Raw genomic sequence first — 17,244 nt, forward strand, 5'->3', positions numbered from 1 at the left:
AGCAAGTTAACATTAGCCTCGGTGATCGGTTGTAATAATATTACGCCGCATTGTATTGCTTTTTATTAAAGGGGAGTTGCACCAGACATGGATCAAATTAGTCTGGCGGTCAACGGGCGCACTGACATTGGTCAGGTTCGTGAGGAAAACGAAGATAGCATTCGCTGGTACGCGTCGGCGGAGCAGCCTTTTGCCTATATTGTGGTAGCCGACGGGATGGGCGGTTACACCGGTGGCGCCACCGCCAGTAAAATTGCAGCTGAGACGGTTCAAGCCCATCTCGATGACCTGCTGAAACACACTTTTTTCTCCTGCACGTCTGAACAGCAACAGCTTATATTGCGCGCCACCCTTATCGACGCAGTCAACAGCGCAAATACAGCTCTAATCAATACCAAAAACCTGAACCCCCAGTTTTCCAATATGGGAACAACTTTGGTTGCCGCGGTCATGTGGCGCGACTTTTTAATCGTTGCACATATTGGCGATTCTCGCGCATACCTGTGGAACAATTATGGATTGCAGCGCCTTACACGAGATCACAGCGTTGTACAGGAGATGATTGACTCAGGTCAATTAACCCCCGAGCAAGCCAAAGAGTCCAATGTCCGCAACCATATTACCCGTGCCTTGGGGGTTTCCAGCAGTGTAGAGGCGGATATAAATAGCTGGAAACTCACGCAAAACGCACTCCTTTTGTTATGTAGCGACGGGCTCACTGAATATCTTGATGATCATGCGATAGAGCGCGTACTGGCCACTCATCGTCCGGCATTAGAGTGTGTATATCGTTTTATTGACGATGCTAATCGCCTAGGTGGGCGCGACAATATTACTGCAGGAATATTGGAATATTCTTCACAATCATTGCGTCAAATACTCCCCCACGAACAAAGTGTTACCGAACGTCCCAGTTCTCCTGACGTAACAATTAGAAAGTTACACCGCTAATTTGATTTACCGGATACTGTAATATGACACCGGAACGTCTAACCCAGCTAATACCTAACTTACTCAATACGCTTACCCCTCCGACAATTACTCTTTCTCATGAGAGCCCTGCATCGGCTGTACACTGGCTCTCTCAGGTCGAACATACTTTAAAAAACATATCATCCACTCCAGTGAGTGAGGGCTTTTGGCCAAAGCTGCCAAGTATCACGTCTAATCGCTTTAGTATCGATTCAGCACCAATATTACCCCTCCTGTATGAAGCTGAAGACAACCCCACGCAATTCACCAATACCCCTGGTATTAACCCCGAGAACGAGGTGATACCAGCTTTAGATCGTTGCCATCGAATTAACGGGCACGTCGTTACCGCAACAGGGGAAGTCGCTTTCGAGCGAACAGACGTACTTATTCCTGGACCGCTACCGTTTGAATGGAAACGATATTTTCGCTCCTCTCTCAATGAGGATACTGGCATTGGTGTTGGCTGGCGGCACTCTCTCAGTGAAAAGCTTGTTGTACACGATAACGTTGTAAAGCTGGTTACTGCCGAAGGGAGGTCTGTAAAATTCAAATTACCCGCCATTGGTCACGGGTGCTATAACCGCTTTGAGCGGTTGATGTTATTCAGGCAAAGCCTGCACAGTTATCGATTGACGACATTCAATCAGCATCACAAAATATTTCGCGCTGATGGTGTAAATAGCGCTCTACCACTTGTAGAAATCAGGGATCAATTTGGTAACGCCTTAACAATCGACTATCAGGAGGGCCTGCCTAAGAAAATGGTCAGCTCCTGGGGTCGTGTTGTTGAATTTAACTGCCAGAACGGTCATATCCATAATTTAATAAATAGCCACGCTGCCGAAGGTCAAAGCGACCTCTGCAACTACAATTATCAAGATGGTCAACTACTCGAAAGTTGTAGCGGCCTTAAAAGAGAAAGATACCAATATAACAATACACAGTTGGTACAGTTAAATAATAGCCAATCTGGAATTCATCAATTTACCTACGATACACACGACCGGTGCCAGCTAATACAGTCCAATGAATTAATCACCAGTCTTAACTGGCACGCAAGTCATAATACCTGCACGATCGAGTCAGAGCTGTCCGGTCCCATTTATATACGCTTTAACAAGTTCGGCCAGAGAATTTCTGAACAGCAGCAATCTCGTAGCCTTAGCTGGCTTTTTGATTCCTACGGTAATCTCAGTGAAGAAATTCAGGCCAACGGCCATAGGCTTTTCTTCCGTCACGATGAATTCGGCCGGCTTGTCCGATCCACCTCTCACAATATTAGTAATCGATATCTCTATGACGATCGCGGCTATTTACAAGCGGCAGTTATCAATGGAGAGACCCTATGGCAATACAAGTTTAACGAGAAGGGACGCCCAGAACGTATTGTCGACCCGGCAAAACATGTTTGGCTGTTTCTCTATACAGATAGGGGGCAGATCACACAGATTCAGGACCCAGAGGGAGGCAAAGTGGACTTCAGCTGGGATGGGCAAGGCCAGCTGCAGTCCGTTCGTAGAGACGATAAAGTCCTGAGCTTTGAGTACGACCACTGGCAACGAATCACTTCGCTTAAGATGAATGGCGAAGTATGGCGTGAGTGGAGTTATGGCAATGCGGGTGAATTGCGTGAAGCCCACCTGGGTATTCACCAGTACGGTCTGGACTACTCTGAACGCGGCCTGCCCAATGCCATCCACGGAGACAGTGGACAGAGTATTCTTTGTGATTATGACAACGCGGGCCGCCCGTGCCATATCAATTTCGCTGATGGTAACAACTGGGAATTAATCTACAGCCCAAGGGATGAACTCACCTGCCTGGAGAGCCCCGTAGGGAATTACTACTGGGAATATGATCACTACGGGCAATTAGTCAGCCACAAGGCACCACAGGATCGAACTTGGCGTTGGCATTACAATATAGACGGCAGCCTGCATGAATATTGTGATAATGACTCTCGCTGGTACTTCAATTATAACAACAGCGGTGTATTAACCGGTATTCGCAATAACAGTGGCCAAAATAGTGAGTTCCACTACGACCAACACAACAGGCTGGTACAGGCAGATAATGCCCTTTCCTCAGTGCGCTTTAAATACGACAGCCGCGGTCGGGTAACCGCAGAGCATCACGACAGCGCCGATATCCGGGATTTCAGCCTTCAGTATCAATATGACAAACGCGGCTGGTTAAAGAGTGCCAGCTCCGACAATCTCGACTTGTCTTATACATTCGCCCCTTGTGGAGCCCTGTATGGTATCGATGCCAATGGTGAAGCCATTGTTCGCACCGAATCCAAAGGCCAAGATATCCTTCAGGTTCAAGGGGAGGTTCGCAGTAATCACAAATATTTATTTGGGCGCCTGGTAGGTATGGAGTCAGGTCAAGCACTTTCCTGGCACTTCGATAAATCCCCTCCCCTGCAAATGACCAACCCGCTGCGGGCACAGCAAAGTCCGACTCAACCTCAAACAGAAAGTGACAAGCGCGGCAATATTATTAGTGAAAGCAACATACCAGGCCGCAAGGATTATCAATACCAGTACGACGGCTGGGGCCTGATGAGCCACGCGGAGTGCGGGGAATTTAAAACCTATTTCCGCTACGACCCCTTCGGTCGGCGGTTAAGCAAGACATGTACCCACCGAAAATCAACCCGCCAGCGCCGCGTTGTCACTATTTGGAGCAGCCTGGGTATCTGGGGGGAAATTCACAATATTGACGGCAAGTCCCGAGGTTTAAGCCATTGGATTCACCAACCTCAAACCAATGCCATTCTCTGCCAATGGACTGCCGACAATATCGAGCATTACCTTTCCAACCCCGACGGCAAGCCACTCGCGATTTTTGATACCCAAGGTGCCGCTCAGTGGTCACAAGGTGGGGAGGCTGGAGAGAAAGGAAAAGACCCCCACAATCAAGGGCCGAGTGCCTGGCGGGGAACTAACTTGCTCGCGGATGTAGAGACTGGGCTGTGGTACCACCCCTCAGGCTACTGGAGCCCTGCCCTCGGTATCTGGCTAAATGGGGACCGCTCTCATAACCTGGCGACTTCTGCCCAATCAATCGGGCAGCTGTAGCGAAGTACTCGGGCAGCTGCATCAACATTTGCTGCCCGGGTCAACTCTTATCTGCCTATACACTATGGGTATATCTATTTGCCTATGAGTGTTATGGAAGAGCGCTCGGATTTTGAGATCGGCGGGGTCCATGTCGCCAGGGGCGAGTCCTGCCATATTGATCTGCCCGTTGTGCGGCTTTACACAAGCACAGAAATGGCAATCCCAGTTTATGTGCAGCGCGGTAAAAAAGATGGTCCCAAGATGTTCGTTTGTGCCGCCATACACGGTGACGAACTCAACGGTATTGAAATAATAAGCCGGCTTATCCAAAGCGGCCGCCTGAAGTCATTGCGCGGGACCCTGGTTGCAGTTCCAATGGTTAATGTTTACGGGGTACTGCAGCACACCCGCTATCTACCTGACAGGCGCGACCTAAACCGCTCATTCCCAGGTTCGGCAAAGGGGTCTCTCGCCGCACGTATGGCTCACGTCTTCCTCAAGGAAATAGTCACCAAATGCGACTATGGCATCGACTTACACACAGGAGCCGTACATCGCAGTAACCTCCCCCAAATTCGCGCTAACTTGGACGATGAGCAAACCCGAAAACTCGCCAAGGCCTTTGGTGTTCCCGTGCTACTCAACGCTTCTATTCGCGATGGATCCCTGCGCCAAGCAGCCGCGGATCTCGGGGTAAGAGTATTACTTTATGAAGCTGGTGAAGCCCTGCGCTTTGATGAACTCAGTATCCGCGCCGGTGTTAAAGGTGTGATCAATATGATGAAGCACTTGGAGATGTTGCCGCAAACCCGGAAGACAAATGTGATAGAGCCATTTGTTGCTCGACGCAGCGGTTGGCTTCGCGCGGGGGATAGCGGCATCGCCAATCATCTTAAGGCACTCGGGGATCAGGTCTACCGGGGCGACCTATTGGCGACCATTGCAGATCCATACGGCCAGGAACTGGACCAACTGATCTGCAATGAGGATGGAATCATTATTGGGCGACAGAATATCCCTCTGGTCCAGGAAGGCGAGGCGATGTATCACATCGCCTACTTCCGTGAACCCGAGGGTGTTGTCGAGAATCTGGAGCTACTCCAGGATACGCTCCTACCGGATGAGAACTTTTAGGGAGTCTCTATTGTTTCTTCAACAACTCCAGGACTTCCTTGCTCGGGTAACCCTGAACTTCAACGCCGGCACTCTTTTCAAATTCACTCACCGCTTTGCGGGTACCCGGACCTGCCTTGCCATCAATTTCTCCGGTGTAAAACCCTTTTTGTTTGAGAAACTTCTGCAACTCTTCCACTTGAACACTATCCAGTGGAGTAAATGGGCGCTTCCAATCATTTACCAAAGGCGCACCGCCGCCAATCCGGTCTGCCAACAGGCCTATAGCTATCGCATAGCGATCTGAATTGTTGTAACGCTTGAGAACAAAGAAGTTCTTGAACACTAAAAATGCCGGGCCATTGCGGCCGTCTGGTAACTTTAATTCGGCAATGGCTTTCTTGCTGGGAAAGGGCTCCCCATTGGCGCGTGTGACACCGAGCTTCTCCCATTCGGCTACCGACATTTTCCCTGCAGGCATTTTACGAGCGGGTATATTGACCTCATACCCCCAGGGTTTACCTCGCTGCCAGCCATTACTGGATAGCAAATTGGCAGCGGTAGCGAGTGCATCCGGAATAGAATTCCAAATATCCCGTTTACCATCACCATCGATATCCACCGCATAGGCTTGGTAGCTGGTAGGGATAAATTGAGTATGCCCCATAGCTCCGGCCCACGAGCCCAATAGGTGCTGGCCCTCAATATCACCGGCCTGCAAGATTTTTAGTGCAGCCAGCAACTGCTGTCGGCCAAACTTTTTGCGCTGGGGATCCGCATAGGCCAGTGTTGCCAGGGAGCGAATGACACTGCGCATTACCTTATCGTTGCCGAGGATGCCTCCAAAGCTGGACTCCACAGACCAGATCGCCAGCAGGATATTGGGGTCCACCCCAAAGCGTTTCTGGATCTTATCCAGCCAGGGCTTCATTTTCTCCTTTTCCCGCTTGCCTCGCTCAATCGCTCTCTTTTGCACCCGGTTATCAAAGTATTGCCACACCGGCGCTTTGAATTCAGGCTGATAGGCTGCACGATCCAGAACCCATTGGTCTGGAGAAGTGATTCCTTTAAAAGCTTGGTCGTAAACCTCCGCAGAGATTCCACTCTTAATCGCGGTTTTGCGGAACTCCTTTACCCATTGTTCGAAGGCCGGATCGGCTTTCTCTTGTGCATGGGTATTGGAAGCCAGGAGAACTGCGCTTATCACGAGGATGGCAGACAGATATTGAAACCATTGCAATTTGGGCATGGAGTTACCTTCGACACAACTTTTGCTCGCTCAAGGGTAGAACGAGCCACTCTTATCCGAAAGGTGGATTGGCCGGTAACCGTTGAACTTCCCACCCACTATTAAACTGGACAGTCACATGAGAGGGAAGTTCGTGCTGCTCACCTTTAGGGTGAGCTCCGCCGCAAAACGGGAAGATTAGGGAATGACGTAAAACAGCACCGCAAAGAAGTGCAATATACCGCCCGCCAGCACAAAGAGATGCCAAATTGCATGGTGGAAGCGCAGGCTGCGCCAGAGGTAAAAAGCGATTCCGCCGGTGTAGCAGAGACCACCGAGAACTAACAGCCACAAACCGCCAGTTTCTAGGCTATCCGACAGCGGCTTGATAGCAGCCACCACGACCCATCCCATCAAGGCACTGAGAGTGATAGACAGAGCTCGAATCTTCTTCAGCGGAGTGAACTGAATAATCAATCCGATCAGCGCGAGCCCCCAAATAATACCGAACAGCCACCAACCCCAAGGGCCCCTCAGGGTAACCAGGGTGAAGGGAGTATAGGTTCCAGCAATCAATAGAAAGATTGACGAGTGGTCCAGGGTCCGCAGTATCGCTTTGGCGCCGATATGGCTGACTGCGTGGTACAGCGTGGAGGCTAGGAAACAGAGTATCAGGGTGGAGGCATAGACGCTGGAGCTGACAATATGCCAGGCGTCCCCGCGCAGGGCAGCAAATCCGGTCAATACACCCAGACCGGCAATCGCCAGAAGAGCTCCAACACCATGTGTCACACTATTGGCGATCTCTTCAGCAAAACTGTAACGACTGGCAACGGAAACGGAAGATGACATAAATTAGCCCGGTTAAATTCAGGTCATAAGCCTGCGTGTAGTGCACGACCAATAACTTGGAACAGGTCTAATGATCAGAGGCCTCACTTAAAATAGCAAGGCCATCACCAGACTGCACATTCACAACCGGGCGGTCAGGGCTTAAACGCTAGCGTTGTGAATACCCATTTCGCACAAAGCGGAAGATTCGCGAACAATAGTTTCGTTGCGATCGGGGCCTGTAGAAACAATGTCTACCGGAGCGCCCACCAGCTCTTCGATTCGAGCAATATAGGCGCGTGCATTGGCCGGCAAATCCGCTTCACGACGCACACCGACAGTGTTCTCTGTCCAACCGGGCATAGACTCATAAACCGGCTCGACACCTTCCCAACCTGCCGCATCAAATGGTACTGGGACTTCTTCACCAGCGCTGTTGCGGTAGCCCACACAAACCTTTACCTCCTTGAGGCCATCGAGAACATCCAGTTTGGTCAGGCACAGGCCAGAAATACTGTTGATTCGGATCGCGTGGCGCACAGCAACAGCGTCAAACCAACCGGTGCGGCGCTGGCGGCCAGTAGTAGCGCCAAACTCGTGACCTTTTTCACCCAGGTGACGACCAACTTCGCAGTCCAGCTCGGTAGGGAATGGGCCACCGCCAACGCGGGTGGTGTAGGCCTTGGTAATGCCCAATACATAATCCAGGTACAGAGGACCAAAACCAGAACCAGTAGCGGTACCGCCAGCAGTGGTATTAGAGGAGGTTACGAACGGGTAGGTACCGTGGTCAATATCCAGCAGGGAACCCTGGGCGCCTTCGAACAGGATATGCTCTCCGTTCTCGCGCGCTTTGTGCAGGTGGTCGGCAACGTCGGTGATCATCGGCACCAGTTGCTCACGCCAGATCTTGGCCTGCTCAACGGTGTCCTCATAACTGACCGGGTCAACTTTGTAGTATTCAGTCAGGGCGAAGTTGTGGTAATCAATCAGCTCTTTCAGCTGGTGGCAGAAGTTATCCCAGTTGCACAGATCACCCAGACGAAGACCGCGACGAGCAACTTTATCTTCGTAAGCGGGACCAATACCGCGACCTGTAGTACCGATCGCTTTGGCGCCGCGTGCTTTTTCACGGGCCTGGTCGAGGGCAACATGCACAGGCAAGATCAGCGGACACGCCGGGGAAAGACGCAGGCGCTCGCGCACAGGAACTTCGCGCTCTTCCAGCTCAGCCATCTCTTTCAGCAGCGCCTCCGGGGAGAGCACCACACCATTACCGATCAAGCAGGTTACGCTGGGGCGCAGGATACCGGAGGGAATCAGGTGCAGTACGGTTTTTTCGCCATCGATAACCAGGGTGTGGCCCGCATTGTGACCACCCTGGAAACGCACTACTAGCGAGACCTTCTCGGTTAGCAAATCGACAATCTTGCCCTTGCCCTCATCGCCCCACTGGGTACCCAGTACTACTACGTTCTTGCCCATCTGTATAAATCTCTAAACTCAGGTTTTTCTCTGCGGGAGCCGGGGCCCCACATAAATGGATGTCTGCGGGTAGGCCCGCGCGATAATAGGCACATCCACTGCGCCCGAAAAATCAGTCTCGTGGTTTTACTACCCACGAATCACCCTCAGCAACCAACTCGCGGTCACAGCGGGAATCCAGTTCACTATCGGCACCACCAGCGAGAGCTGTGATGACCACTTCGCCTTGAGCCCGCAGCTCGTGAATCGCCTTCCACAGTTCAGCGCCCTGGGAGCCTCTGACATCTGGCGCCAGTATCGCAGCGCCCTCTTCAACGGCGGCGCTGCCCAGATTACTCAATGCCACCAGGTCACTACTGAAGCCTGTTGCTGGGCGATCGCGCCCAAACACGGCTCCGATACCGTTGTAGCGTCCACCGTTGGCCAATGCCTGGCCGTGGCCCGGTGTGTAGGCGGCGAATACCAGACCTGTTTCATAGTCGTAGCCGCGTACTTCACTCAAATCGAAGAACAGTGTCACCTCTGGATAACGCTCATTCAGAGCCTCAGCTACCTGCCTCAAATCGGAGACTGCCGCCAACAAATTTTGCGGGGCTCCAGAAAAGAGTTCACGAGCCTTATCCAGGCATTCCCGTCCCCCAACCAGCCCCGGGAGTGCCTTCAGCCACTCGGCAGCCTTCTGGTCGCCAACATTCTCCTCGACCCACTCGCACAGATCAGCAGTCGCCTTGCTCTGTAACATTGCCAACAGGGCGCTGCGCTGCTCGTCATTGAGGCCCGCCGCTTCAACCAGACTCTGGTAAATCGCGACGTGGCCCAGGTCCAGGTGCACTTGGCTGACACCCGCTACCTGAAGGCTTTGCAGCATCAGCGAGATCACCTCGAGGTCTGCACCGAGGTTGTCCACACCAAACAGTTCGGCACCAACCTGTATCGGCGCTCGCGAACCCATCGGGGTTCGCGGCTTGGTGTACACCACCTGACCGGCATAGCAGAGGCGGTTAGCGCCTCTGCGGGGAAAGCTGTGGGCATCGATCCGGGCAGTCTGCGGAGTCATATCCGCGCGTATACCCAAAGTGCGACCAGATATCTGGTCGGTGACCTTAAAGGTGCTCAGATCTACATCATGGCCCATCCCAATCAGGAGGGACTCGGTGAATTCCAACATCGGCGGTATCACCAACTCGTACCCCCAACAGTGGTAGAGGTCCAGTAGTTGGCGGCGCAGAGTCTCCAATTGCACGGCATCCGCAGGCAGAATTTCTGCAATGCCATCCGGTAACATCCAGCGATCGGCTTGAGTCATGATGAAATGAATTCGTCAGCGAAGAAATTGCGGTGCCACAGCGCTTGCCACAAACGAGCCGCAGCACTTCCCACAAAAAAACCGGGCTGGGCCCGGTTTGCGTGATTTTAGCATCAAGTGCTAACAGGAAGGTAGGGTTATCGAATCTAACCCGGCGCCTATAGCACCAGTTGCCCAGTGCTACACAGCATTTTCAGCCCTACTCTCCTTTCGGGTCTTTCAGGTAGCGGAAGAATTCGCTATCTGGATCGACCAGCAGCATATCTGACTTGCTCCGGAAGGACTCCTTATAAGCCTGCAGACTGCGGGTAAAGCGGTAAAACTCCGGATTCTTGCTGTAGGCCGCAGCGTAAATAGCTGCCGCCTCTGCATCACCCGCACCGCGTAACTCTTCCGCCTGGCGGTAGGCCTCAGACTCAATCACCACTCTTTGGCGATTGGCATTAGCCTTGATACGCTCACTGGCCTCCTGACCCTTGGCGCGATGATCCCGCGCCTCCAGCTCACGGCCAGCGCGCATACGCTGGAACACAGACTCGGAGACTTCCGGTGGCAGGTCAATCCGCTTGACGCGCACATCAATCACATGCACTCCCAGGTCATCCTGAGCCACCTTATTCAGGTTCTTGGTGATCTCCGCCATCAACTCATCGCGCTCGCCACTGACTACCTCATGCAGATCGCGCACACCAAACTCGTTCCGGAGCTGATCATTGATCCGCTCCGACAGCAGGCGCACCGCATTGCGATCGTCACCACGAGTGGCGATATAAAACTTATCCACATCAGAGATTCGATATTTGGCATACGAATCAACCATCATGAATTTGTTTTCACTGTTGAGCATACGAACGGGGCTGGAATCCACCGTCTGAATACGCGCATCAAACTTGCGCAACCTTTCCGCAAAAGGGATTTTGAAGTAGAGACCCGGCTCGGTGTAGGTGCGCACCAGCTCACCAAAGCGCAGTAACACGGCTTTTTCAGTCTCTTTCACTACAAAGGCGCTGGAAGAAAGTACCAGTACTCCAACCAGGATGACAACAATGATACCCAGTGTTTTGTTATTCATATCATCCCCTCCTAGCGAATAGTCTGACTGCGACGGGTGCTGGCGTCATCCCGACGAAGGCGCTCAATAACACGCTGATAGACTTCCTCAATCATTACAGGCGAGGTGTCCTGGCTTTGGGCTGCTCGCGCTGCTCCAGCGCCGCCTTGTGCCAATTTATCTAGTGGCAGGTACATCATGTTATTGCCGCCCTCGACATCCACCATCACCTTGGAGGTGTTGGCCATCACGTCCTGTACCGCATCCAGGTAGAGACGCTCGCGGGTAACTTCCGGGGCACGCTCATATTCAGCCAGCAGTTTCTCAAAGCGCACAGCTTCACCTCGGGCACTCTCGATGACGCGGGCTTTGTATGCCTCGGCCTCTTCGATAATGCGCTGAGCCTGACCGCGGGCAACCGGGATTATCTGGTTAGCATCAGCCTGAGCTTCATTTTGCAGACGCACCTCGTCCTCACGGGCTTTGGTTACATCGTCAAACGCATCCTGCACTTCGCGCGGCGCCTTAGCATCAGTCAGGTTAACCACATCAATGCGTATACCGGTCTGGTACAGGTCCAGATATTCCTGTAATCGTTCCTGCGTATCGGCAGATACTTGGGTCCGGTTCTGGGAAATCACACCGTTTAAAGTGAGAGAGCCCACCACGTGACGAAGGGCGCTGTCGGTGGCTTCCTGCAAGCTCTTCACCGGATCGCGAACACGCAGTACAAAAGACTCAGCATCCCCAACCTGCCACTGCACAGTGAGTACCACTTCTACGATATTGGCGTCTTCGGTCAGCATCTGACCGGTAGTGCGCTCGGTACGCACCTCAGTCATATTGACCTTGGTGACGTTATCGATAAGCGGCGGATTCCAGTGCAGGCCAGCAGATTCCGTGGAGTGGTATTTGCCCAGGCGCAAAACAACCGCCTGTTCGTTGGCGTTGACCTGGTAAATCCCCAGGCCGCCATAAATCAATACGGCGAGACCAATAACCAGTACCCAGGGAAATTTGACAGAGTCGCCACTTGGGCTGCCACCACCACCAAACAGGCCACCTAGTTTCTGCTGAATTTTTCGCAGTAGTTCATCGAGATCGGGCGGGCCTCCGTTATTGCGGTTACCGCCACCACCCCAGGGGTCTTTATTGTTACCACCCGGCTCATTCCAGGCCATTTAACTTACTCCAACTATGATCACTTAATCTTTTACTTCGGCGGATTCTAGCATCCATTGCCGACAAAATATTGCCGACAGGCCCTAGCCTGAGGCAAGTGGGCAGTCTGCGGAGACCAACCCCGAACAAGTTCGACTAAAGGTCGCAATATGACCTGAATTTTAAAATCAATGTTTATACGACAACTACTCAGCAATGGGTTCTTCCAAAACCCATTCCGGCGCGTCATTGCCAGCAATATGTGGCGCCAGCAGACGCTGGAAATCACTACGCGGCAATAATATTTGCAATTCGCAGTCACCATTGTCGCGATAGACTTCCGACTGTACCGCATTAATTTCAAATAGCTGCGCTCGCAGTCTGGACTGATGAGGCTTCACTACCAGTTGCCCGCGCACCATTTGCTCGCCCAGGCGCTCGGCAATAGCCTCAATTAAAAGTTCACAACCCGCGCCTGTTACCGCAGAGAGCCAAACTGCCCGGGGTACACCCTGATCATCCCGGTCTATACGCGGTTCAAAATCTGCCAGCAGGTCAATTTTGTTATAAACCACCAGTTGCGGCAGTTCTGAAGCATCAATTTCCTCCAGAACCGTTTGCACCTCTTCCATCAGGTGTAACCGATCATCTGCCGCAGCGTCCACCACATGTAGAAGCAACGTTGCACTGGCGGCTTCTTCCAGGGTTGCCCGGAATGCCTCTACCAGTTTATGCGGCAAGTGAGAGACAAATCCCACCGTATCAGCCAATACCATGGCGCCAACATTGGGTAATTCAACCCTGCGCATGGTCGGGTTGAGGGTGGCAAACAATTGGTCCCTGACATAGACATCTGCATCGGTCAGGCGATTAAACAGGGTCGACTTGCCCGCATTGGTGTAGCCAACCAGAGATACGGTGGCCATTTCTGCCCGGGAACGCGCGCGGCGCCCCTGCTCCCGCTGGCGGCGTACCTTTTCCAGCCGCTTCTCGATGGAGTCTATGCGCGCGCGCAGCAATCGCCGGTCTGTCTCCAACTGGGTTTCTCCGGGCCCACGCAAGCCGATACCACCCTTTTGCCTCTCCAGGTGGGTCCAACCTCGCACCAGCCGCGTTGCCATATGGCGCAGCTGGGCCAATTCCACCTGAAGCTTACCCTCGTGAGTTCGCGCACGCTGGGCAAAAATATCCAGAATAAGTCCTGTGCGATCCAGCACCCGGCACTTTAATTCGCGCTCAATATTGCGCTCCTGACTCGGAGACAGGATGTGATCAAAGATAACCAAGGCGGCTTCCTGATCTTTGACCACCTGGCGAATCTCCTCCAACTTACCTCGGCCAACAAAGGTCTTTGGGTCTGGAGTGGCGCGCTGGCCGAAAATAAAACTGACAGGATCTGCTCCGGCAGATAGGGCCAACTCCTCAAATTCACGAGGGTCGTCGGGACTGTCGATGGCGGAGAGTTCTAGGTGTACCAGTACTGCGAGCTCACCGGATTCCGGTCGATCGAAAAACAATGGGAATTCTCTATTGCGAAAAGGGCGCGATAAGCCCTGACTGAGGTGACAACCGGCAAGCCCTGCAAGGGGCTCACCGAGCTGCTGGCGCCCCGGCAAAACGGGGTGCAGGTGAAATTGATACGGATCTTTTAGCTAAAGGATTCGCGCTCACCGCCTTCACCATTACCCTCGCCGCCGTGCTGGGCTGCGGGATTCAATAGCGGTACGCGCACTGCACGCGACGGAACAACCGTAGAAATGGCGTGCTTATACACCATTTGGCTCACAGTATTTTTGAGTAACACCACGAACTGGTCGAAGGATTCAATTTGCCCTTGGAGCTTGATGCCGTTTACCAGATAGATAGAAACCGGAATACGCTCTTTGCGCAATACGTTGAGGTAAGGGTCTTGTAAGCTGTGCCCTTTTGACATCTTTTTTCTCCTTGTCAAAAAGCTGAATGCGGTATGCAGGCCGCAATCGCACCCGCGAAGAGCGCGGATCAAAAAACGACTGAGGTTGAATACGCGTATAAGTAGTGTAGTAGCGAGCCGGAAAAGGCCGGACTCTGTGAAAACTGACTGAACGGGCTTGTCGTTTAATAGCCCAACCACGTTATGGATGCTTAAGCGAGAAATTTCAAGGCTTCAGCCAATATTTCGTCATTCTCACGCACCCCACCTTGCTCATCCTGAGTGTACAAAGTTAGCAGGTCTGGCCAGCGCCGCAGCCAGGTTAACTGGCGCTTGGCAAGCTGCCTCGTCGCCGCAATTCCAGCGGCCACCATATCATCGTAATCGGTTTGGCCTTGCAAGTGTTGCCAAACTTGTCGATATCCCACCGCGCGAATTGCCGGTAAGTCCTCGTGCAGGTCTCCTCGGTCCAGCAGACCCTTGACTTCATCAATAAAGCCCGCCGCTAGCATCTTGCGAAAACGCAGTTCGATGCGCTGGTGAAGCAGGGAGCGATCGCGGGGCATAATGGCCATCTGGCACACCTGGTACTGCTCCTGTATTCCCCCAGCTTCCTGCTCGCGACGCAACTGCGAAAGCGGAACACCGGTGAGGCGGTAAACTTCCAGCCCCCTTTCGATACGCACCGAATGGTTGGGATGTAGCTCTGCCGCCAACTGCGGGTCCACCTGGGCCAGCTCTGCATGCAATGCGGGCCACCCTTCACGCTCTGCGCGAGCTTCTATTTCTGCTCTCACCGCTGCGTCCGCCTCAGGCAATTTTGCCATGCCTTCCAACAGAGCACGGAAATACAACATAGTTCCGCCAACCAGTAATGGCACTTTACCAGCAGCGCTAATTTCTGCCATAGCTTCCAGCGCATCTTTGCGGAAACGACCTGCCGAATAGGACTCAGACGGGTCACAGATATCGATCAAACGGTGAGGGTATGCTGCTAGCTCTTCTACTGAGGGCTTGGCCGAGCCGATATCAAGGCCTCGATATACGAGAGCGGAATCAACACTGATTAATTCCACGGGCAAACGATCGGCGAGCGCCATGGCCAGATCCGTTTTGCCGGAGGCCGTTGGACCCATCAAGAAAATTACACGGGGCTTATCACCCGGCAAGCTGTTATTCAAACTACCACCCACTTCTGCCGCGTACCTATTGGCCGCGCATAAACCACTTATCCATATCTGCCAGTTTAACCTGGGTCCAGGTCGGGCGACCGTGGTTACACTGGCCACTGCGCTCCGTGCGTTCCATGTCCCGCAACAGAGCATTCATTTCCGGGATTGTCAGGCGTCGATTTGCGCGAACAGAACCGTGACAAGCCATTGTCCCCAGCACTTCGTTGATACGCTCACCAATACGGGCGCTGTCGCCTTCGCCGAGCAGGTCCGAGAGTACATCGCGCACCAGCTGTTCCACTTCCGCGCCGTGTAGCATTGTGGGTACCTGGCGCACCAGCAAAGTCTCCGGGCCGGCCCGCTGCAATACGAAACCAAGCGCGGTAAACACCTCGCTGCGCTCCTCGAAGCAGTCCGCTTCCCGCTGGCTGACGGCCAGGCTTACAGGAACCAGAAGGGGCTGAGCCTGGATTCCACCGGCCGCATAAGCCACTTTCATCTGCTCATAGACAATGCGCTCATGGGCAGCGTGCATATCGACAACAACCATCCCGTGCTCGTTTTGCGCGAGAATATAGATTCCGTGCAACTGCGCCAGGGCAAAGCCCAGCGGCGGCACTTCTGATTCGCTTTCAATGCTCGCACCGGCCCCTATGGTAGCCCCGGAAGACGCTTGGGGCACAGACACTGGCCGGCTGCTAGGGGCATCCTGCAGCTGTTGTGTCGCCGGAGATGAGTCCTCATACGGTTGGTGCAGAGCGCCGTAAGCATTCATCTGCTCGCGCAAATTTGAGGGCGAGGGGCGATTGCTGAGTGGCATTTTATGCTGCCCGGCAAATTCACCGGCCTGCAAACCCGTGACCTGTTCCTGGCGTTCCTGCTCCGGCTCGCTTTCTGTTTCCTCTTTCTGCCCCGGGCGCACATCCGCCAGGGCCCGATGCAAACTGCCAAACAGGAAGTCGTGTACCAGGCGACTATCGCGAAAACGCACTTCGTGTTTGGTCGGGTGCACATTCACATCGACGGAAGCCGGGTCCAGCTCCAGGTAAAGTACAAATGCCGGATGTCGACCGTGGTACAAAACATCGGCGAACGCCCGGCGCACCGCGTGGCTGACCACTTTGTCGCGAATAGCCCGGCCATTGACATAAAAGAATTGTAAGTCGGCCTGGGAGCGCGAGAATGCGGGCTCCGCAACCCACCCCCACAGGCGCAGGCCGCTGCGCTCCACGTCGATATGCAGCGCATTCTGCATAAACGCCGGCCCACACACCTGGGCGACACGGCGCTCCATTTCCACCCGCCCGGTGCCCGCGCGCAGATTATGCACACCCTTGCCGTTGTGGCGCAGGCTGATAGAGACATCAAATCGGGACAGCGCCAAGCGCTTAATCGTCTCGTCAATGCGATTGAATTCTGTTTTTTCTGTGCGCAGGAATTTCCGCCGAGCGGGCGTATTGAAGAACAGGTCGCGCACATCCACCGTGGTGCCACGGGGGTGAGCCGAGGGCGCGAGCTGTGCCTGCATGTCGCGGCCCTCCGCACTTACCTGCCACCCCTTGCCGCTTTCATCGCGGCTGCTGGTCAGTGCCAGACGCGCCACCGAGGAAATACTGGCGAGGGCCTCACCGCGAAAGCCCAGGGTGGCCACCGCCTCCAGATCCTCCAAAGCGTGAATCTTGGAAGTCGCATGGCGGGCCAGGGCCATTGGCAGGTCTTCCCGCTCTATGCCCTTGCCGTTATCGCGCACTTTCATGCGCTTGCTACCCCCGCCGTCCACATCGACCTCAAGTCGTGTAGCGCCCGCATCAAGGCTGTTTTCCAGCAACTCCTTGATTACTGATGCCGGGCGCTCAACGACTTCACCAGCCGCGATCTGGTTGGCAAGGCGGGGAGAGAGTTGCTGGATTTTATCGTGCATGAATCTGGCCTGTTAATGCTGCAA

General features: G+C 53.6%; 13 protein-coding genes. 3 read left to right on the forward strand and 10 right to left on the reverse strand.

Features of this window, described 5'->3' with window-relative positions:
* Nucleotides 1–87 precede the first annotated feature (87 nt).
* The 3 genes from ACYX4J_RS20175 (at nt 88) to ACYX4J_RS20185 (ending at nt 5,174) form a co-directional block, all read left to right on the forward strand.
* On the forward strand, nt 88–951 hold the full coding sequence (locus tag ACYX4J_RS20175) for a Stp1/IreP family PP2C-type Ser/Thr phosphatase (protein WP_444906614.1): 864 nt from the start codon (nt 88–90) through the stop codon (nt 949–951).
* A gap of 23 nt (nt 952–974) precedes the next feature.
* Nucleotides 975–4,058: a DUF6531 domain-containing protein gene (locus ACYX4J_RS20180; RefSeq protein ID WP_476177416.1), complete on the forward strand. Its 3,084-nt coding sequence runs from the start codon at nt 975–977 to the stop codon at nt 4,056–4,058.
* A gap of 93 nt (nt 4,059–4,151) precedes the next feature.
* Nucleotides 4,152–5,174 (forward strand): succinylglutamate desuccinylase/aspartoacylase family protein, encoded by a 1,023-nt coding sequence (locus ACYX4J_RS20185; protein WP_445359322.1) that lies wholly within the window; start codon nt 4,152–4,154, stop codon nt 5,172–5,174.
* A 7-nt stretch (nt 5,175–5,181) separates the two neighbouring features.
* On the opposite strand, the gene ACYX4J_RS20190 is transcribed toward ACYX4J_RS20185, so the two are convergent.
* From ACYX4J_RS20190 to mutL, 10 genes are all read right to left on the reverse strand, one after another.
* Nucleotides 5,182–6,402, reverse strand: coding sequence for a lytic murein transglycosylase (locus tag ACYX4J_RS20190; RefSeq protein ID WP_475708936.1), 1,221 nt, complete (start codon nt 6,400–6,402; stop codon nt 5,182–5,184).
* Between the two features lie 177 nt (nt 6,403–6,579).
* On the reverse strand, nt 6,580–7,233 hold the full coding sequence (gene trhA / locus ACYX4J_RS20195) for a PAQR family membrane homeostasis protein TrhA (RefSeq protein ID WP_282930278.1): 654 nt from the start codon (nt 7,231–7,233) through the stop codon (nt 6,580–6,582).
* A 141-nt stretch (nt 7,234–7,374) separates the two neighbouring features.
* Complete coding sequence (locus tag ACYX4J_RS20200; RefSeq protein WP_475708937.1) at nt 7,375–8,697, reverse strand: adenylosuccinate synthase; 1,323 nt, start codon at nt 8,695–8,697, stop codon at nt 7,375–7,377.
* Between the two features lie 112 nt (nt 8,698–8,809).
* Complete coding sequence (locus tag ACYX4J_RS20205) at nt 8,810–10,003, reverse strand: ATP phosphoribosyltransferase regulatory subunit (RefSeq protein WP_413664099.1); 1,194 nt, start codon at nt 10,001–10,003, stop codon at nt 8,810–8,812.
* Between the two features lie 199 nt (nt 10,004–10,202).
* Nucleotides 10,203–11,075, reverse strand: coding sequence for a protease modulator HflC (gene hflC / locus ACYX4J_RS20210; protein WP_282930281.1), 873 nt, complete (start codon nt 11,073–11,075; stop codon nt 10,203–10,205).
* An 11-nt stretch (nt 11,076–11,086) separates the two neighbouring features.
* Nucleotides 11,087–12,235 (reverse strand): FtsH protease activity modulator HflK, encoded by a 1,149-nt coding sequence (gene hflK / locus ACYX4J_RS20215; RefSeq protein ID WP_476177417.1) that lies wholly within the window; start codon nt 12,233–12,235, stop codon nt 11,087–11,089.
* Between the two features lie 186 nt (nt 12,236–12,421).
* Nucleotides 12,422–13,732, reverse strand: coding sequence for a ribosome rescue GTPase HflX (gene hflX, locus ACYX4J_RS20220; protein WP_476177418.1), 1,311 nt, complete (start codon nt 13,730–13,732; stop codon nt 12,422–12,424).
* 131 nt (nt 13,733–13,863) lie between these two features.
* On the reverse strand, nt 13,864–14,148 hold the full coding sequence (gene hfq, locus ACYX4J_RS20225) for an RNA chaperone Hfq (RefSeq protein WP_020413623.1): 285 nt from the start codon (nt 14,146–14,148) through the stop codon (nt 13,864–13,866).
* Nucleotides 14,149–14,339: 191 nt separating this feature from the next.
* Nucleotides 14,340–15,263, reverse strand: a complete 924-nt coding sequence (gene miaA, locus ACYX4J_RS20230) for a tRNA (adenosine(37)-N6)-dimethylallyltransferase MiaA (RefSeq protein ID WP_444935152.1) — start codon at nt 15,261–15,263, stop codon at nt 14,340–14,342.
* A 70-nt stretch (nt 15,264–15,333) separates the two neighbouring features.
* Entirely contained in the window at nt 15,334–17,220 is a 1,887-nt protein-coding gene (gene mutL, locus ACYX4J_RS20235) for a DNA mismatch repair endonuclease MutL (RefSeq protein WP_444934689.1), read from the reverse strand.
* Between the last annotated feature and the right edge of the window lie 24 nt (nt 17,221–17,244).

Source organism: Microbulbifer sp. ABM4_008 (assembly GCF_056311705.1).